Source organism: Alloyangia pacifica (assembly GCF_900116195.1).
Lineage (GTDB): Bacteria > Pseudomonadota > Alphaproteobacteria > Rhodobacterales > Rhodobacteraceae > Salipiger > Salipiger pacificus.
Genome location: NZ_FOZW01000002.1, coordinates 506,776 through 524,962, shown reverse-complemented (window position 1 = coordinate 524,962; position 18,187 = coordinate 506,776). Strand labels below are relative to the sequence as shown.

Here is an 18,187-nt window from a genome sequence, read left to right as displayed (position 1 = left end):
GATCAGATAATATCCGCATCACCCAACAGGAGATCAGATTGGATCAGTTCTATTCCGAAGAGCAGCGCATGGTCCGCGACACCGCGCGGCGGCTCTCCGACGACGTCGTGGCGCCTGCCGCCGCGGCCATCGACCGCGACGACGAATTTCCCCGCCCGGTCTACGAAGCGCTGGCCGAACAAGGGCTTTTCGGAGTCGCCTTGCGCGAGGAAGCGGGCGGCGTCGGGCTCGATGCCATGGCCGCCTGCATCGTCATGGAAGAGATCGCCCGCGGCTCGGGCGCGGTCGGCAACGCCTTCGCGATCCCCGTCGAGGCGGCGCTGTTTCTCGACCATCACGGCTCGGAGCAGCACAAGGCGCTGATTCCCGGCATCCTCGAGGGCAAGCTGATTCCCGCCACGGCGGTCACCGAGCCCGACCACGGCTCGGATGTGGCGGCGATGAAGACCACCGCGCGTCGTGAAGGTGATGAATATGTCATCAAGGGCACCAAGGCCTGGGTCACTTTCGGGCAGGTCGCCGATGTGATCATGGTCTTCGCCAAGACCGATCCCGAGGCCGGGCACCGCGGCATCTCGTGCATTCTGGTGGAGACCGACCGCCCCGGCGTGATCCGCGGCAAGTCCGAGGAACTGCTCGGCATGCACGGTCTCGCCGAATGCATGGTCAGCTTCGACGAGGTGCGGGTGCCGGTCGGCAACCTGATCGGGCCGGAGCACGGTGCCTTCAAGATGGCAATGGAGAACTTCAACTTCTCGCGGCTGATGATGTCGTCCATGGCGCTCGGCATGGCGCAGGCGGCGATGGAGGATGCCATCTCCTATGCGGGCGACCGCAAGCAGTTCGGCAAGCCGATCTTCGAGCATCAGGCGGTGCAATTCATGATTGCCGACATGGCCAAGGACATCGCCGCCGCCCGGCTGCTGATCCACAATGCGGCGAAACTCTATGACGCGGGCAAGCCGATCGCGCTGGAGGCGGCGCAGGCCAAGCTTTTCACCACCGACATGGCGCAGGTGCACATCTCGAACGCGCTGCAGATCCATGGCGGCAACGGCTACTCGCGCGAGTTCCGGGTGGAGCGGTTGTTCCGCGACGTGCGCCTCAGCCAGATCTACGAGGGCACCAACCAGATCCAGCGCATGATCATCGCGCGGCAAGTGCAGAAGGCCTACGCATGAACCTCTACTACGAAGACGTCGAGATCGGCCGGAGCTATACGACGCCCGGCCACGAGATCACCGTGGCGGACATTGCCGATTTCTGCAGCCTCACCCGCGATCATCACCCGCTGCACAGCGACGCGGACTACGCCAAGGAGGCCGGCTTCCCCGGCATCATCGCGCATGGCCTCTATGGCCTCGCGCTGATGGAGGGGCTGAAGACAGAGCTGAAGCTCTATGAAGAGACCTCAATCGCCTCGCTGGGCTGGAACAACGTGCGTTTCAAGCACCCCATCGTTGCCGGGGACGCGGTCTACGTGGAGATGGATTTCACCGCCAAGCGCGAAAGCGGCTCCCGCCCTGCCGGAATTATCACCGAAGCGGTGCGGCTGATGCGCGATGACGGCACGTTGCTGATCGACGCCGAGCATATCTCCTTGATCCGCAAGAAGCCCTGACAGAAGGTCGCGCCATGCCCAACGAAGCCCTCGCCCTCGATGCTGCCCAAAACTCCGTGGACCAGGCCACCCGCCTGATCCGCGAGGATATTCTTTCCGGGCGCATCGCCCCCGGCGAGCGGCTGAAGACCGCCGAGCTGGCCAAGCGGCTCGGCTTCTCGACCATGCCGCTACGCGAGGCGCTGCGGAAACTCGAGGGCGAGGGGCTGGTGGCCATCGAGCCCAACCGCGGGGCCACCGTGCGACAGCTCGACCGGGCCTATATCACCGATCTCTTCGAGCTGAACACCGAACTGCGCATCTTCGCGGTACGGCGCGGCATGGCGATACTGACGCTCGAACGGATCCGCGAGCTGGAGGCGTTGGCCGAAGAATACCGCGCGCATCTCGAGGCCGGCGAGGATCTGGAGGCGATCGACTGCAACCGCCGCTTCAACGCGCGGCTCGTGGAATTCGGCGGAAACCGCGAGGCTCTGCGGGTTTTCCTCCGCGGCTGGGACACGATCTTCGCCTTCCGCCGCGGCTACGGTTACGGAACCGGGCGGCGGCGCGTCATGGCCGAAGAGATGCAATTGCTGATCGAGGCACTGCGGCGACAGGACGCGACTTCGGCCGAGGCGATCCTGCGCATGCAGAACGCGGCGATGATGGAAGACCTCGTGTCGCGCATCACGCCCGAAAGCTGACGAGAGCTGACGTCTGCGGGCGGCGCGCGGGCTCAGCCCTGCGAGGTCGGCTTCGGGTCCATGCCCATCCAAAGTTTGCCCGCGCGGTAGCCGCCACGCACCAGGTGACCGGTACGCCTGATCTCCGGATGCGCCTCTGCCCAATCACGGTAGCGGTCATTGGTGACAATCCGCGCGCCCTGGTCGCGGGCGGCCTGCAAGATGATCTGATCCGCCGGCACGCCCTTGGGCACAACCATCACCCGGTCGCGGGGCAGCCCCAGCAACTTTGCCAGTTCCGCGTCCCCCAGGTAGCGACCGACCAGCTTGTAGCCGACATTCGCGTCGAAGATGACACCAGCCAGAAAGCCCCGCGCACCCAGGCTGTCCAGGGTATCCTTGACTGCCGCAAGCTCGGGACCGTCGCCGCGCCAATACATGATGTTGGAGCCATCGAGGATGATATGCTGCCGCCCCGCCCCACCGCGCAGCGCGCGAAACAGCAGGAACAGGCTGGCAAGGGCACAAGGCGCTGCCAGAAGCAGGACATCGGAAAGCCCCGGCACGATCAGCGCGGCGGCCAGTCCGGCGAGAGAGACAACAAAAAGAAACAGCGGCATCCACATGGCGCAACGCTACGGCAGGCCATGCGGCCTGCCAAGACCCTGATGCGCCTCGACAATCACACTCCCTCGCCGCGGAGCGGACACGGAGGCGCGGCGTTATGCGCCCCGCTGTGCCTTGATCGGGACGCAGAGGGACGGTGCGACTGTCAGGCGCCGAAGGCCTGACTGGTGCCGCGCTCGAGGTAGACGCCCGCGTCACGCGAGCCGGTGACCTCGCCATTCTCGAAGATCGTCCTGCCGCGCAAGATGGTGCGGACCGGCCAGCCCGTCACCTCCAGCCCCTCGAACGGGGTATAGTCGCAGTCGTGGTGCATGAGAGATTGCGAGATCGTTACTTCGCGCGCCGGGTCCCAAAGCGTGATGTCGGCATCCGCGCCCACCGCGATGGTGCCCTTGCGCGGGTAGAGGCCGAAGAGCTTGGCGGGGTTGGTGGCGGTCAGCGCGACAAAACGCTCGATCGGGATCCGGCCCTTGGAAACCCCCTCGGAGAAGAGAATGGGAAGCCGTGTCTCGATGCCGGGGATGCCGTTCGGCACCCAGCGGAACGAGGTGCGCGCGCCGGGCGCGTCCTTGCCCTTGTCGTCCTCGAAGCGGAACGGGCAATGGTCGGACGAGAAGATGTCGAAGGTGCCGTCGCGCAGCCCCTCCCAGATCGCCTTCTGGCTGTCGAGATCGCGCGGCGGCGGGGAGCAGACATACTTGGCCCCCTCGAAATCCATGTTGAGCCCCTTGAGGTCATCGGAGGTCAGCGTGATGTACTGCGGACAAGTCTCGGCCCAGATGTTCATGCCGCGGCGCTTGGCCCATTGGATCTGCTCCATCGGATCGCGCCCCGAGACGTGCACGATGGTGATCGGCACGTCGGTAAGCTCGGCATGAGAGATAGCGCGGTGGGTGGCCTCGCGCTCGACCGACTGCGGCCGGCTCTCTGCGTGGTAGTAGGGCGCGGTCTTTCCCGCCTCTTCCAGCCGCTTGGCCATGTAGCGGATAGCGTCGTAGCCCTCGGCATGGACCATGACCATGGCCTTCTCGCGCCGTGCCACGTCGAAGACGTCGAGCAGTTGCGCGTCGTTCAGCACCATGTCGTCATAGGTCATGAAGACCTTGAAGGAGGTGTAGCCCGCCTTCACCAGAGCCGGCAGTTCCTGCCCCAGCACCTGCGGCGTCGGGTCGGTGATGATCAGGTGGAAGGAGGTATCGACGAAGCACTTGCCATCGGCCGCCTCGTGATAGGCCTGCACCGCCTCGCGCAGCGACTGGCCCTTCTGCTGAAGCGCAAAGGGCATGACCGTAGTGTTGCCACCCGCCGCGGCCGATCGCGTGCCGCTCTCGAAACCGTCGGCCATGACCACGCCGCCGCCCTGCGGCTGCTCGAGATGCACATGGGCGTCGATGCCCCCCGGAAGCGCCAGAAGCCCCGCAGCATCGATTTCCTCGCGCGCGGGGCCGACATCCTCGGCGATGGTGACGATGCGCCCGTCCCTGATGCCGATCTCGGCACGGATGCGGTCGGCGGCGGTGACGATCTCGGCGTTGCGGATGACGGTATCGAGCATTCTTTGGTCTTTCCTGGACGTCCGGCCTGAAATTCAAACCGGACCCGCGGCGGATAGGGAGGGAGACGCCGCGGGTCCGGGGCCTGCTTACTTGGTCAGCGCCTCGAAGAGGGCTTTCTGACCTTCAGTCGTAAGCTGGCTTTCGTAAAGCGGCTGCGAGGCTTCGATGAAGGGCGCGGTATCGGGCGTGGTGATGTTCACGCCGTGCTCCTTGAAGCTGTCGAGCAGCGGCTGCTCCTGGTCGACGACGTACTGGCGCTGCCATGCGGCGGCTTCCGAGCCGGCTTCCATCAACGCGGTCTGGACCTCGGCGGGCAGCGCGTCGAAGGTGTCCTTCTTCATGGTCACCGGCGCTGTCATGTTGAGCCAGCCGACCAGCGCGAAGTCGGGGGCGACCTCGTAGAACTTCATGCCGTCATAGCCGGTCGAGGCACCCTCGGCACCGTCGACCACGCCCGACTGCAGCGCGCCGTAGAGCTCCGAGTAGGACATCGGCGTGGGGTTGGCGCCATAGGCGCGGAAGGCCTCGACGTGCACCGGGTTCTGCATGGTGCGGATCTTCATGCCCGCGAGGTCATCGATGCTCTCGACCGGCTTCGAGGTCATCAGGTGGCGGATGCCCGAGGAGAAGACCGCGAGCAGTTGGAAGCCCGAACCGTTGGCCGACGCTTCCATCATGTCCCAGTTCGCGTCGACCTTTTCGCCAAGCGCGGGGATCGTGGGGAAGAGGAACGGCAGGTCGAAGACCTTGTAGTCCTCGACATAGTTCGAGAGCATGGCGTTCGAGGTCATGCCCATGTCGAGCGAGCCGAGCATCACGCCTTCGACGGTCTGCTGCTCGTCGCCGAGCTGGCCGCCGGCGTAGATTTCCAGTGTGGCGGCGCCATCTGTCTTGGCTTCGAGGAGTTCCTTCATCTTCTGCAGGCCCATGTCCTGCACCTCGCCCGCGGCGTTGGTGTGGGCGACCTTGAAGGTGTAGTCGGCGGCGAAGGCCGGGGCGGCGGCAAGAGCGGCCAGCGCGGCGATGGTGGTGAGAACCCTGTTGGACATCTGTCTTTTCTCTTTCTTGGTTTGGGAGAAGGAACTGGCCGCCCCGGTCACAGCAGGACCGAGGGAAGCCAGAGGGAAATCGCGGGCACGAATGTGACCAGCATCAGCGCCACAAGCATGCAGCCGAGCGGCAGCCAGACCTTGCGCGAGACCTGCTCGATGCGCCGCCCGGCCACGGTCGAGGCGACGTAGAGGCAGATGCCGTAGGGCGGCGTGATCAGCCCGATCGACAGGTTCAGCGCGGTGATCACCCCGAACTGCACCGGGTTGATCCCGTAGCTCGAGGCCATCGGCAGCAGGATCGGCAGCAGGATCAGCACCGCCGAGATGCTCTCCATGAACATGCCGACGACGAGCAGCAGCAGGTTGACGATCAGCAGGAAGACGATCGGATTGTCGGTCACCCCGGTGAGCCAGTCCTTGAGCATCGCCGGGAAGCCCTGAGTCGCGATGATCCAGGTGAAGACCGAGGCGGTGGCGATGATGATCAGCACCGTGGCCGAGAGGCTGATCGCCTTGAGAAGGATGCGCGGCAGGTCGCGTGGCTTCAGCTCGCGGTAGATGAACATGGTCACGATCAGCGTGGTGAAGAGCGCCACGCAGGCCGCCTCCGTGGCGGTGAAGATGCCGCCGACGATGCCGCCGATGATCACGATGGGCACCAGCAGGCCGGGAGCCGCATCGATGAACCCCTTGCGCAGACGCTCGAGGGTGAATGCCTCCTGGTCGCGGTAGGCGTCACCGCCGCGCTTGGCGTAAAGCCAGCAGCCGACCATCAGCCCGGTCATCACCAGCAGCCCCGGCACGATGCCACCAAGGAACATGGCGCCAATCGACTGGTTCGAGGTGATGGCAATGACGATCATCACGATCGACGGCGGGATGATCGAGGCGAGCGAGCCCGAGGCGGCGATCACCGCCGAGGCCAGATCGATATCGTAGCGCCGCTTGCGCATCTCCGGCGTCATCACCGCGCTAATCGCCGCCGTGTCCGCCGACCCCGAACCCGAGATCGCCGCGAGGCCGGTGCCGGTGACGATGGAGACCATGTAGAGCGAGCCGGTGATCCAGCCGACCAGCGCGCTGGCGAGGTTGACGAAGCGCCGCGCGATGCCGCCCGCTTCCATCAGCAGCCCCGAGGCCACGAAGAAGGGGATCGCCATCAGCGTGAAGGAACTGATCCCGCCGTAGACCCGCTGCGCCACGATCGAGATCGGCGCGGTGGTGGTCAGCTCGATCGCCAGCAGAGCCGCGATGCCGAGCGCCAGAACGATGGGCGTGCCCGAGATGAGAAGAACGAGAAAGCCGCCGCCTGCCCAGATCATGCTGCACCCTCCACATCGGAGTCCTGCGCGGGCTCGGCCCGGCGCGGATCAATCACCTTCGGCAGCGTCGTCACGGCGTATTCGATCAGGAAGTAGCCGAAGCCGACCGGCAGCGCCATGTAGGGGACCGCCATGGGAATGCGCAGCGCCGGGGATTTCACCATGAAGCCGATCGCCAGCATCGACAGCGAGCCGACGACCACCACGCCAAGGAACCAAATCCCCAGCAGCAGGCTCGCGCCGCTACACAGGCGCTGCACCGGCAACGGCGCCTTGCGGATCAGCACATCGACCCCAACGTGCTGGTTGTACCGCATGGCGATCCCGGCCCCGAGCAGCGTCAGCCAGACCTGCGCGAAGGTTGCCGTCTCTTCGCTCCAGGCGATGGAGTAGTTGAAGAAGTAGCGCCCGATGATCTGCGCGGCGATGGCGCAGGCCATATAGGCCAGAAGCAGCAGTGCCACCCCGTCCACCAGCCGCCGCAGCGCGGTCAGGCACAGCCGGAGAAATCTGATCAGGTTCGGGAGGGCCGCACCGCCGCGCATGGCTGTCACTCCGCTGTTGCTGGACGTCCGGTCAAGCATGGACGCACCTCCTTTTGTCTCGACGGTGCGCCGGTAGCCAAATGCGGACCCAGCGTGGCCGTCGTCGGTTCTGAGAGGAGGTTACCGGCATCAGCGAGCCGGTGAAGCTATGGGTCTATAAATATCGTGATAGGAAGTATTTAACGCCCCGGATTTCCGAATATTCCGAAAAAATCTGATCTATCCTGCCGATGACACAAAACCGAACAGATCAAAAAGCGATCAGAATATGAGTATCAGATCAAATATAGAGCACGATGAAAACATGTGCAGCCCCCGTTTCGGACTCGCCTTCTGCCTTCTCGGTCGCGCCGAGGCAATCCTGCTGGCACGCGGGGCGGGATTCGATTTCGCGGTGATCGACATGGAACACGGGCCGCTCGGCCTCGGAGAGCTGGGACAGGCCGCCGCCGCGGGTCTCGCCGCGGGACTGCCGGTCTTCGGCAGGGTCACCGGCCCCTCCTCGCCCGACATCGCGCGGGTGCTCGACTGCGGTGCCACGGGGGTGATCGTTCCGCATGTGGACAGCGCCGAGCAGGCCACGCAAATCGCCCGCGCCTGTCGCTTTGCCCCGCGGGGCGCGCGCGCCCTGCCCGGCCCGCTGCCCGCGCTCGACTACCGCGTGGTGCCCGCCGCAGAACTTACCGGAACCGCCGAGCGGCAGATCGAGGTGATCGCGATGATCGAAAGCGCCGCAGCGCTGGAGGCGGTGGAAGAAATCGCCGCGACGCCGGGCATCGACATGCTGATGATCGGTAGCAACGATCTCGCGGACGGGATCGGACGGCGCGGGGATCTTGCGCACCCCGAGGTGCTCGCCGCCTTTCAGCGCATTGCCCGGGCGGCGCATGACAATGGCTGCGGGTTCGGGGTCATGGGCCTGCCGCCCGCGCTGGTGCAGAGCCACGGCCTGGCCCTAGGCGCAAGCACGCTGGTCGCCACGAACGAGACCAACCTGATCGCCGAGGGTGGCGCGGCCCTGCTGCGAGTGTTGCGCGGGAAAGATCAGCCCTGAAGCGGGCGCAGGCTCTCGGCCCTGACCTCGGCGAGGCGGGCCTCGACCCTTTCGCGGAAGGCCTTGATGAAGCGCTGGGTCTGCCGCGAGGGGGTTTTCGTCTTCGGCAGGGCCGCCGAGAGCTCGAAGCTCAGATCGGCGGCATAGGGCCGGATCACCAGCCCGGGCCGCAGCGCGGTGAAGGCGGAAAGCTCGTCGACCAGCGCCACGCCCCAGCCCTCGCGCACGATGCGCGCGGCGGCATTCATGAAGCGGGTCTCGATGTTCGGGCGATAGTCGATGCCGCGCGCCCGGAAACTGTCGGCCAGCATCAGCCCGATCCGGTTGGCCACTTGCGGGCCCACCATCGGACGCTCTGCGAGGTCCTTCGGCCCGACTTCCTCGAGCTTGGCCAGCGGATCGTTCTCGTCGCAGAGCACCACCGCGCGCAGCACCACGACGCGCTCGTAGTTCAGCGCCTGCCGCTCGTAGGGCGCCAGCGCAAAAGCCACGTCGGCGACACCATTCTCAACCACCTGCAGTACGCTGTCGAGCAACCGCGTCTCGAGCGAGATCTGGATGCGCGGGTGCTCCTTGGCGTAGTCGGCAATGACCCGCGGCAGTACCGCCTCGCTGAGTTCGGAGGTGGAAGCGACGCGGATGCGCCCGATCCGCCCCATGCGCAGATCGGCGGCGCGCTGGTTCACCGCGTCACGCAGCATGAACAGCGGCTCGGATTCCTCGAGCAGGATCAGCGCCTCTTCGGTCGGGGACAGGCGGTTGCTGATCCGCTCGAAGAGCGGAAAGCCGAGCACCGTCTCGATGTGACGGATGGTGTTGGAGATCGAAGGTTGCGACATGCCGAGCCGCTCCGCCGCGCCGACGGTGGTGCGGTACTGCACCACGGCACGCAGGATCTCGAGCTGCCGGAGATTCAGCATGTCGCCGATCGGATACCCCTGCACCGGCCTTGTCCTGCCGGCCCTTTCCTGTCCCAAACCGCCGCTCAGCTCTGTGTCAGGCGGATGCGGTGAAAGTTCCGCACCTTGTCGCTGAACGGCCCGAAGCCCTTGATAGCATTGAACTCGGGCGTTTCATAGGCTTCCGGTCCGGTGATCGTGTAGATCGCCACGTGGCGCGGGCCGCCTTCAAGGCATTTCTCGCGGCGCGCATCCAGCCAGCCGGGGCAAGCAAGGATATCGGGAAGGTGGGTGTTCACGTACCAGTCGTCGAAGGCGGCCTCGTGCTCGGGGTCGATGTCGACAAAGACGATATGGGTTTGCGGGTTGGTCACAGGGTCAGCTCCAGGCAGGGGCGAAGGGCGGTCATCAGGGCGTCAAGCTCGCCCTGCTCGATACGGGGGGTCGGCGCGCGGCAGGCGGGGCTGTCGATCCGTCCAAGTTCGGCAAGGCAGGCCTTGAGGCGCGCGGCCGCAAGATGACCGGGCGCGGCGTAGACCAGCTTGGCGAAGTCGAAGAGCGCCTCGTGGATCACCCGCGCCTCGTCGATCTCGCCGGCACGGACATGGGTGTCGAGCGCGGTGATCAGCTCGGGCAGGATCGCCGAGAGGCTGACCGCCGAGCCATCGCTGCCCAGCAGGAAACATGGGAAGAGGTGCTCGTCGCCCGATGCCATGACGGCTACGTCGGGACGCATCTCGCGCGCAATGCGGCGGGTGACCTCGTAGGCCTTGGTCTCCCAGCTGCCTTCCTTGATGCCGACGACGGCTTCGATCTCGAGCAGCCGGCGCAGCACATCCGGGGTATAGGCGAGGCGAAACGAGCCCACGGAGCCCTGGAACAGGTAGACCGGCGCGCCGGTCGCCTCGGCGATGCCGCGGTGATGCGCGACGATGGCACGCGGGTCGGCCCCGAGCGCCCAGGAGAAGGGCGCGAAGACCATCACTGCATCGGCCCCGGCCTTCATCGCCACCTGGGCGTCGGCGGCGGCCACGGCGGTGCTCTCGGCGCTCACCGCCGCGAGGATGCGGCGCTTGCCCGCCACCTCGCGGGCGATGCGCACCACCTCGGCCTGCTCGGCGCGGGTCATGAAGATCCCCTCGCCCGCGTGGCCGTTGAGCAGCAGGCCCGCCTGCCCCGGGTCGGACAGCACGGTCTCGAAGTGCCGTTCGAGGCTGGCGCGGTCGAGCGCGCCCTCCTCGGTCATCGGGCAGATCGTCGCCGCGTAAAGACCGCCGTGCAGCGCCGCACTCATCACAGCACCTCGGCCGCGATCAGCGCCTTGCGCACGCCCTCGCGAACGGCCTCGGACTGCGGCAGCAGCGGCAGACGCGGCGCGGCGTTCTTGATCACGCCCATCATCTGCAGCCCGTCTTTCATGCGGGTGTGCATGTCCACCACCGGCGCGGGGCCGTAGATCGCCCGCACCACCGGGTAGAGCCGGTCGTTGGCGGCGCGCATCTTGGCAAGATCCATCTCTTCCGACGCCTGCCACAGATCGGCCAGCAGGCCGGGCACGAGGCTGGCGAGACCCGACAGGATACCGTCGCCACCCAGAGCCACCTGCGCAAAGAACCAGTGGAAGTTCGACGGCAGGATCGCGGTGTCGGGGCCTGCGGCCTTCACCGCGCGGCGGTTCTCGTCATAGGCGAGCAGCGTCGCCGAGCCTTCCTTGATCGCGATGACCTCGGGGATCTGGGCGATCTCGGCCAACACCGGCGTCGCGAGGCCGAAGCCTGACGCGATGGGGAACTGGAAGTGCGACAGCGGCATCTGGATCTCGCGCGCCAGAAGCTCATACATCTTCACCGCCGCCGACGTGTTGGCATTGCCGCCGCCAAGCGCCTCGGGCGGGAAGATCACGGCGACATCGGCGCCCGCCTCGCGCAGCATCTCGGCCTGACGCAGCGCGTCGGGGATGCCCGTAGGCACGATGCCTGCGAGCAGCGGCTGGTCCTTGTGGATCTGGTCGCGGGTGCGCTTGATCACCTCGACCTTCTCGGCGTCGGTGAGCGCGGTGGCCTCGCCCGCATGGCCGTTGACGAAGACGCAATCGGTCGTCTCGGGCTTGGCGCAATGGTCGAGCACGGTGGAATAGCCATCCCAGTCGATCACGCCCGCCTCGTCGAAAGGCAGCACGGTGGCAACGGTGATGCCGCGAAGATCCTTGCCGGTCAGGGTCATGCGATTACTCTCTTTCTCGGGAATTTCAGCGTGGCGTCGGCTTTCAGCACCTCGACGCCCTCTTCGTTTTTCGCGCTGGCCTGCCAGTCGACGGTGCGATTCTCTTCGTCCTTGCCGGAGATCCAGATGTCGAAGGTGATCGTGTCGCCGTAGCGTACCGCGCCGGTGAACCAGAAGCTGTCGCGGATCGACACGCCCACGGTGCCCACCAACTCGGCGGTCAGCACCGAGGTGCAGATGCCCGCGACGAGGATGCCGGGCGCCAGCCGTTCGCCGAAGCGGGTGGTCGAGGCATAGCCCTCGTCCACATGCACCGGGCCGAAATCGCCGGTGGCGGCGATATACATGGCGCCATCGGCCTCTGTGACGGTCTTGGAGACGGTGACGCGATCGCCCACCTCCAGCTCGTCGATATTGCGGATGTCATACATGCTCAGGCCTCCAGCGGCACCATGCGCGCGCTGCCGGTGATCACCTCGTCGCCCTCGACCAGCACCGACAGGCTGCAGGCGATGGCCTCGGACGAGGCTTCGGTGACCGTGGCGGTGGCGGCAAGCGAGCTGCCCACCGGGAAGGCGCGGGAGAAGGAGACCGAGAAGTCGCCGATGCGCCACGCCGGACCGGCGAGGCGGCCAAGCGCGGTGGTCAGCAGGCCGGAGGCGGCCAGCTCGAAGACCGACATGTCGGCAAGGCCCGCGCTCTTGGCATGAGCGCGGTCGACGTGCGGTTTGGTCATGTTGCCGGTGATGCCGGTGAAAAAGCCCTGCTCGGCCACGGTCATGGTCTTGCGGAAGGTGATGGCGGCCCCGGTTTCGGGAAGATCCTGTGTCATCGCTGTCTCGTCTGTTGCACCGGGCCGGGGGCCAGCCCCCGGGCCCCCGGAGTATTTTCGGAAAGATGAAAGGGACGGCTCAGAGCGTCAGGCCGCGCTTGATCACCGAGCGGGCGATCAGCATGCGGTGCACTTCGGAGGTGCCGTCGTAAATGCGGGTGACGCGGGCGTCGCGGTAGATGCGCTCGAGCGGCAGCTCCTTGGTGAAGCCGTAGCCGCCGAAGACCTGGATGCCGCGGTCGGCGACGCGGCCGAGCATTTCCGAGGCCTGCACCTTGACCATCGACACCTTGTCGCGCGGATCGAGCCCCTGATCGACTTCCCATGCGGTGTTGAGCACCATCATGCGGGTGGCGAAGATCTCCATGGCGCTGTCGGCGATCATTTGCTGCACCATCTGGAAATCGCCGATCGGCTGGCCGAACTGCTGGCGGGTGGCGGCATGCTCGCGCATCATCTCGAGCACGCGGCTGGCCATACCCACGGCGCGCGCGCCGATATGGCCGAGGCGGATGCCGCCGACATTGGCCATCATCACCTTGAAGCCGTTGCCGACCTCGCCGAGCACGTTGCCCTTGGGGATGCGCACGTCGTCGAAGTTGAGCTCGGCATGGCCGTAGCCGCGGTGGCCCATCATCTTCTGGTTCCGCGCCACGGTGAAGCCGGGCGTGTCCTTGTCGACGATCAGCAGGCTGATGCCGCCACGGGCGCGTTTCTCGGCGTCGGTGACCGCCATGACGATGATGTAGTCGGCGATGTCGCCGTCGGAGATGAAATGCTTCGTGCCGTTGAGCACCCATTCGTCGCCGTCGAGATAGGCGTTGGTCTTGATCGCCGCCGCGTCAGACCCGGCGCCGGGCTCGGTGATCGCCATGGCGCAGATCTTGTCGCCCTTGACGGTGGGATAGAGGTATTTGTCGCGCAACTCGCCTTCGAAGGCCTCCAGCATCGGGTAGACCTGCCCGAAGATGCGCCGGATCAGCGCGTCCGAGGTCTGCCCCAGTTGCTCCTCGACGAGGCACATGTCCATGACGCCGAGCCCGGCACCGCCGACCTCCTCGGACATGTTCATGGCAAAGAGACCCAACTCCTGTGCCTCGGCCCGCACCTTCGCCAACTTCTCGGGTGGGATCTGCGCGGCTTCCTCGGTCTCCTGCTCGAGCGGCTGGACCTTTTCGCGCACGAAGCGGCCCACCGCATCGGTGATCATCTTCATCTCGTCGGAGATCGTGAAATCCATTTGTCTCGTCCTGTTGGCTATCTTGCTTGGGAGGCGGCGCGGGTCAGGCGCGCATCTTGTTGGTTTCGACCACGGCACCGGAGCTGATCAGCGCCTCGATTTCCTCCGGCGCGAAACCGGCCTCGGCCAGAACCTCGCGGCTCTGGCCTCCGAGTGCAGGGGGCGCGAGGCGCACGGGCGGGGTCTCGCCGTCGTAGCGCACCGGATGTGAGAGCATGACCATCGGGGTGCCCTTGCCGCTGGCGACCTCGGTGAAGGCCTTGAGGTGCTGGACCTGCGGGTTGTCCTTGAGCCCGTCGTAGTCCTGCACGACCTCGTGCCAGACGCCGGCTTCGGTCAGCTTGGAGACGGCCTGCTCGGTGGTGAGCGCGGCCATGCCTGCGGTCACCATGCGGGAAATCTCGCCCCGCTTGGAAAAGCCGTCGGCGGCGGAGAGCTCGGCCAGCTGCGGCAGGTCGAGCGCGCCCGAAAGCTGCGGCGGCGTCGACATGGAAATCATCACGTGCCCGTCGCAAGTGGCGTAGATGCCATAGGGCGCGGGGCTGAACCATGTGGCCATACCGTCCGAGCCGCGCGGACCGGCGCGGTCGGCGCCGTTCATCCAGGCGGTGATCGACTCGCCCTGCAGGTCCATCGCCGCCTGCAGCATGTTCACCTCGACGCGGCGGGCGGTGCCGGTGCGCTCCCGCTCGAAGAGCGCCGCGACGATGCCCGCCACGGTCAGCGCAGCGGCGTGATGGTCGATCGGCACGGAGCCCACGGCAACGGGGCCGCTTTCCATGCTGCCGGTATGCGCCGCGAGCCCCGCCATCGCCTGCAGCAGCACGTCCTGCCCCGGACGCTTGGCGTAGGGGCCATCAGCGCCGTAGCCGGTGGTGGTGGCGTAGATGATGCGCGGGTTGACCTTGCGCATCTCGGCCTCCGAGAGGCCGAGCTTGTCGAGCGTGCCGGGACGGAAGTTCTCCATCACCACGTCGGCGGTAGCGATCAGCCGCTTCACCGCCGCGATGCCCTCGGGCGACTTCAGGTCCACGGCGATCGAGCGCTTGTTGCGGCCGGTGGTGATGTGGTTGACCGAGGTCTCGTCGACGAAGCGGTTGGCCACCGCCCAGTTGCGCTGGAAGGCGCCGCCGAGGGGCTCGACGGTGATCACATCGGCGCCGATGTCGCCAAGGTGCTGCGCGGCCGCCGGGCCGGACAGGAAGTGGTTGAAGCTCAGTACTCGGATTCCGTCAAGCGCGCCCATCACAGTCCCTCTGTTGGTTTAGAGAGAGCCTAGGGCCTTTGATCGGAGCAGAGAATATACTTGGCTATGATATGTAGGGGGCTCGAAATTCGTATTTCTAATAGTTCAGCGCCACAGCACTTCGCCAGCACGGACCGCATTGAGGGCATGCCGTCAGGCCAGTTCGATCGGAAACATCAGCGAGACGCTCACCCCTGCGCGCCCGGAGCCTTCTTCAGACCGAGGCGCGCCCGGAAGCGGGCCATCTCCGCTTCGGGCGGGCGTTTTCCGGTGTAGATTTCCACGTAGTGCGGGAACCGTTCGAGCCTCTCCTCGACGGGTTCCGCGACGCGCATCGAGATATAGCCGACCTGCACCAGATAGATGGTCCGCGCCCGCACGTCGGCGTCGGCGCCCTCGTGACCCCACCCGGCAAGCATTGTGCGCAGCGCGTCGAGCCGCTCCGTGTCGGCCCGCTGAAGCCGCTCTAGAACCGCCGGGTCCTGCTGCGCCCAGGAGCGCACGGCCAGCTCGAGCCGGGCATCGAAGCTGTCGTCGGAGAGGAAGGTCGAGATGACGTTGAGCATCGCCTCGGTCTCGGTCGCCGCATACTCGCGCGTCGCCGCCACGAGCGGCACCGTCGTCGCCCCCTCCCACCGGTCGAGCAGCGCGGCGAGCAGCTGCTTCCGGTCCTTGAAGAACCAGTAGAAGCTGGTGCGCGACAGCTGCAACGCCTGCGCGAGCGGCATGATCTTCACCGCATCGACGCCCTTTTCCGTCAGCGCCACATAAGCCGCATCGAGCCAGAGATCGGGAGAGCCGCGCCAGCCGCGGTTGGGAGAGTCGTCTTCGGTCATGGGCCTTTCCGGGAACGGCCGCACGCGGCCGGTGAGCCGCCATTGTCGAGAAAATGTGCGCTGGTGTCGAGTCTGGCGCGGCGCGAAATAGACATATGTGACCTGATTATTGACAGGTGTGTACATTTTCGGAATCCTGCCATGAGTCCACCTGCCCGGAAAGCTTAACGCCATGTCCAACGACCCGCTGCTGCAACCCTATCAGCTCAAGCATCTGACGCTGAAAAACCGCATCATGATCACCAGCCACGAACCGGCCTACCCCGAGGACGGCATGCCCAAGGAGCGCTACCGCGCCTACCACGTCGAGCGGGCGAAGGCGGGGGTGGCGCTGACCATGACGGCGGGCTCCGCCTCGGTCGCCCGCGACAGCCCGCCGGTGTTCAACAACATCCTGGCGTGGAAGGATGAGGTCGTTGGCCACATGAAGGCGCTCACCGACGCCTGCCACGACGAGGGCTGCGCGGTGATGATCCAGCTCACCCACCTCGGCCGCCGCACCCGCTGGGACAAGGCCGACTGGCTGCCCGTGGTCTCGCCCGGACACGAGCGCGAGCCGGCGCACCGCGCCTTTCCCAAGAAGATGGAAGACTGGGACATCTCGCGGATCATCGAGGATTACGCCGATGCGGCTGAACGGATGCAGGCGGCGGGGCTGGATGGCATCGAGCTCGAGGCCTACGGCCACCTGATGGACCAGTTCTGGTCGCCGCTGACCAATGAACTGGAGGCACCCTACGGCGGCGATCTCGACAACCGCCTGCGCTTCGGCTTCGACGTGCTGCGGGCGATCCGTGCGCGCTGCGGCGAGGAGTTCATTGTCGGCGTGCGCTACACCGGCGACGAATGCCTTCCGGGCGGCACCACCGCCGAAGACGGGCTGGCAATCTCGCACAAGCTCAAGGACAGCGGGCTGGTCGATTTCCTCAACGTGGTGAAGGGGCACATCGACACCGATCCCGGTCTCACCGACCTGATCCCGATCCAGGGGATGAAGGGCGCGCCGCATCTCGACTTTGCCGGAGAGATCCGCGCCGCCACCAACTTCCCCACCTTCCACGCCGCCAAGATCCCCGACGTGGCGACCGCGCGCCACGCCATCGCCAGCGGCAAGCTCGACATGGTTGGCATGACCCGCGCGCACATGGCCGACCCGCATCTGGTGCGCAAGGTGATCGAGGGGCGCGAGGACGACATCCGCCCCTGCGTCGGCGCGAATTACTGCCTCGACCGGATCTACCAGGGCGGCATGGCGCTCTGCCTCCACAACCCGTCGACCGGGCGCGAGATAGAAATGCCGCACGCGATCGAGAAGGCGGGCACAAAAAAGCGCATCACCGTCGTCGGCGCCGGTCCGGCCGGGCTCGAGGCGGCGCGGGTCGCGGCGGAACGGGGACATGAGGTCACGGTGCTCGAGGCCGCGGACCAGCCCGGCGGGCAGATCCGGCTGACCGCGCTGCAGGAACGGCGGCGCGAGATGTCCTCGATCATTGCCTGGCGCTTCGATCAGTGCACGAAGAAGGGCGTGAATTTCCAGTTTAACGCCTTTGCCGAAGCAGAGGACGTCATCGCGACAGCTCCGGACGAAGTGATCATCGCCACCGGCGGCCTGCCGCACACCGAGGTGCTGAGCGAGGGCAACGAGTTGGTGGTTTCGGCCTGGGACATCCTCTCGGGGGACGTGAAGCCGGGTCAGACCGTGCTGGTCTACGACGACGCGGGTGACCACGCTGGGTTGCAGGCCGCCGACCTGATCTCGGCGACCGGCGCCAAGGTCGAGATCGTCACGCCGGACCGCGCCTTCGCGCCCGAGGTCATGGCGATGAACCTCGTGCCCTACATGCGCGCCCTGCAAGCGCGTGACACCACCTTCACCGTCACCTGGCGGCTGGCCTCGGTGGTGCGCGAGGGCAACCAGCTGAAGGCGCGGCTCGGGTCGGACTATGGGGACGTGATGCGCGAACGGCTCGTCGATCAGGTGGTGGTAAACCATGGCACCCGACCGCTGGACGAGCTTTATTTCGACCTCAAGCCCCAGTCGCGCAATCTCGGCGAGGTGAATTACGACGCGCTGTCCACTGGCGGGGTTCAGGCCGTGATCCGCAACCCCGACGCCGGCTTCCGACTATTCCGCATCGGCGATGCGGTCGCTGCGCGCAACACCCATGCGGCGATCTACGATGCGCTGCGTCTGGTGCGAGGCCTCTGACTTGAGATCCGTGGCTTGATAAATCTGTGGAGCGGGGTGGCTGCCCCGCTTCGCAAACGCCCTCGGGAGCGCATTGCACGACGAAAGCGTAATGCGGAACACCAGCAGCAGAGCCGGAAAATCTGACACAGCCAAAACTTGGAAGAGGGAGGAGCGGCGACCCCAGGGAGGAGGAGAGGGGTCGCCGCCAATTTCCGGAACTCAGGGAGGAGGAGAGAGTTCCAGGAAACCCGGTGACGCATCGCTGCGTCGTGAGCCTA

19 protein-coding genes are annotated in these 18,187 nt (G+C 66.1%); 5 read left to right on the top strand and 14 right to left on the bottom strand.

Features of this window, described 5'->3' with window-relative positions; translation table 11 throughout:
* Window positions 1-38 precede the first annotated feature (38 nt).
* Genes BM397_RS06965 through BM397_RS06955 form a run of 3 tightly spaced genes read left to right on the top strand, consistent with a single transcriptional unit; the run spans window position 39 to window position 2,307 of the window.
* Complete coding sequence (locus BM397_RS06965; protein ID WP_092420306.1) at window positions 39-1,181, top strand: acyl-CoA dehydrogenase family protein; 1,143 nt, start codon at window positions 39-41, stop codon at window positions 1,179-1,181.
* Entirely contained in the window at window positions 1,178-1,621 is a 444-nt protein-coding gene (locus tag BM397_RS06960) for a MaoC family dehydratase (RefSeq protein ID WP_092420302.1), read from the top strand. The genes BM397_RS06965 and BM397_RS06960 overlap by 4 nt, the downstream gene beginning before the upstream one ends.
* Window positions 1,622-1,635: 14 nt before the next feature.
* Window positions 1,636-2,307: a GntR family transcriptional regulator gene (locus BM397_RS06955; protein WP_092420299.1), complete on the top strand. Its 672-nt coding sequence runs from the start codon at window positions 1,636-1,638 to the stop codon at window positions 2,305-2,307.
* A gap of 32 nt (window positions 2,308-2,339) precedes the next feature.
* Here BM397_RS06955 and BM397_RS06950 read toward each other — a convergent pair whose 3' ends face one another.
* From BM397_RS06950 to BM397_RS06930, 5 genes are all read right to left on the bottom strand, one after another.
* Complete coding sequence (locus BM397_RS06950) at window positions 2,340-2,912, bottom strand: NYN domain-containing protein (protein ID WP_092420296.1); 573 nt, start codon at window positions 2,910-2,912, stop codon at window positions 2,340-2,342.
* A gap of 146 nt (window positions 2,913-3,058) precedes the next feature.
* A complete protein-coding gene (gene hydA, locus BM397_RS06945) occupies window positions 3,059-4,501 on the bottom strand; it encodes a dihydropyrimidinase (RefSeq protein ID WP_256218743.1) in 1,443 nt (480 codons plus the stop codon).
* 54 nt (window positions 4,502-4,555) lie between these two features.
* Window positions 4,556-5,518, bottom strand: a complete 963-nt coding sequence (locus tag BM397_RS06940) for a TRAP transporter substrate-binding protein (protein ID WP_092420290.1) — start codon at window positions 5,516-5,518, stop codon at window positions 4,556-4,558.
* A gap of 47 nt (window positions 5,519-5,565) precedes the next feature.
* Window positions 5,566-6,843, bottom strand: a complete 1,278-nt coding sequence (locus tag BM397_RS06935; RefSeq protein WP_092420287.1) for a TRAP transporter large permease — start codon at window positions 6,841-6,843, stop codon at window positions 5,566-5,568.
* The gene (locus BM397_RS06930) at window positions 6,840-7,427 is read right to left on the bottom strand and encodes a TRAP transporter small permease (protein ID WP_092420284.1); all 588 of its coding nucleotides are present in this window, start codon (window positions 7,425-7,427) and stop codon (window positions 6,840-6,842) included. Before BM397_RS06930 ends, BM397_RS06935 begins: the two co-directional genes overlap by 4 nt.
* Window positions 7,428-7,692: 265 nt before the next feature.
* Here BM397_RS06930 and BM397_RS06925 point away from each other — a divergent pair, with 265 nt between their 5' ends.
* A complete protein-coding gene (locus BM397_RS06925) occupies window positions 7,693-8,442 on the top strand; it encodes an HpcH/HpaI aldolase family protein (RefSeq protein WP_092420281.1) in 750 nt (249 codons plus the stop codon).
* On the opposite strand, the gene BM397_RS06920 is transcribed toward BM397_RS06925, so the two are convergent.
* The 9 genes from BM397_RS06920 to BM397_RS06880 form a co-directional block, all read right to left on the bottom strand.
* Window positions 8,433-9,386 (bottom strand): LysR family transcriptional regulator, encoded by a 954-nt coding sequence (locus tag BM397_RS06920; RefSeq protein WP_245695959.1) that lies wholly within the window; start codon window positions 9,384-9,386, stop codon window positions 8,433-8,435. The genes BM397_RS06925 and BM397_RS06920 overlap by 10 nt on opposite strands.
* A 41-nt stretch (window positions 9,387-9,427) precedes the next feature.
* Entirely contained in the window at window positions 9,428-9,715 is a 288-nt protein-coding gene (locus BM397_RS06915; RefSeq protein ID WP_092420278.1) for a DUF4286 family protein, read from the bottom strand.
* Window positions 9,712-10,635: a dihydrodipicolinate synthase family protein gene (locus BM397_RS06910; protein WP_092420275.1), complete on the bottom strand. Its 924-nt coding sequence runs from the start codon at window positions 10,633-10,635 to the stop codon at window positions 9,712-9,714. Before BM397_RS06910 ends, BM397_RS06915 begins: the two co-directional genes overlap by 4 nt.
* Window positions 10,635-11,564, bottom strand: a complete 930-nt coding sequence (locus BM397_RS06905) for a dihydrodipicolinate synthase family protein (protein ID WP_092420272.1) — start codon at window positions 11,562-11,564, stop codon at window positions 10,635-10,637. The genes BM397_RS06910 and BM397_RS06905 overlap by 1 nt, the downstream gene beginning before the upstream one ends.
* Window positions 11,561-11,995, bottom strand: a complete 435-nt coding sequence (locus BM397_RS06900; RefSeq protein ID WP_092420270.1) for a MaoC family dehydratase — start codon at window positions 11,993-11,995, stop codon at window positions 11,561-11,563. The genes BM397_RS06905 and BM397_RS06900 overlap by 4 nt, the downstream gene beginning before the upstream one ends.
* A 2-nt stretch (window positions 11,996-11,997) precedes the next feature.
* Window positions 11,998-12,396 carry a hotdog family protein gene (locus tag BM397_RS06895; RefSeq protein WP_092420267.1) on the bottom strand — a complete coding sequence of 133 codons (399 nt, stop codon included), beginning with the start codon at window positions 12,394-12,396 and terminating at the stop codon, window positions 11,998-12,000.
* Between the two features lie 79 nt (window positions 12,397-12,475).
* A complete protein-coding gene (locus tag BM397_RS06890) occupies window positions 12,476-13,636 on the bottom strand; it encodes an acyl-CoA dehydrogenase family protein (RefSeq protein WP_092420264.1) in 1,161 nt (386 codons plus the stop codon).
* 43 nt (window positions 13,637-13,679) lie between these two features.
* Entirely contained in the window at window positions 13,680-14,882 is a 1,203-nt protein-coding gene (locus BM397_RS06885) for a CaiB/BaiF CoA transferase family protein (RefSeq protein ID WP_092420261.1), read from the bottom strand.
* A 188-nt stretch (window positions 14,883-15,070) separates the two neighbouring features.
* Window positions 15,071-15,718 carry a TetR/AcrR family transcriptional regulator gene (locus tag BM397_RS06880; protein WP_092420257.1) on the bottom strand — a complete coding sequence of 216 codons (648 nt, stop codon included), beginning with the start codon at window positions 15,716-15,718 and terminating at the stop codon, window positions 15,071-15,073.
* A 172-nt stretch (window positions 15,719-15,890) separates the two neighbouring features.
* Here BM397_RS06880 and hpbA point away from each other — a divergent pair, with 172 nt between their 5' ends.
* Window positions 15,891-17,927, top strand: a complete 2,037-nt coding sequence (hpbA, locus tag BM397_RS06875) for an N-methyl-L-proline N-demethylase HpbA (RefSeq protein WP_092420253.1) — start codon at window positions 15,891-15,893, stop codon at window positions 17,925-17,927.
* Window positions 17,928-18,187: the final 260 nt, after the last annotated feature.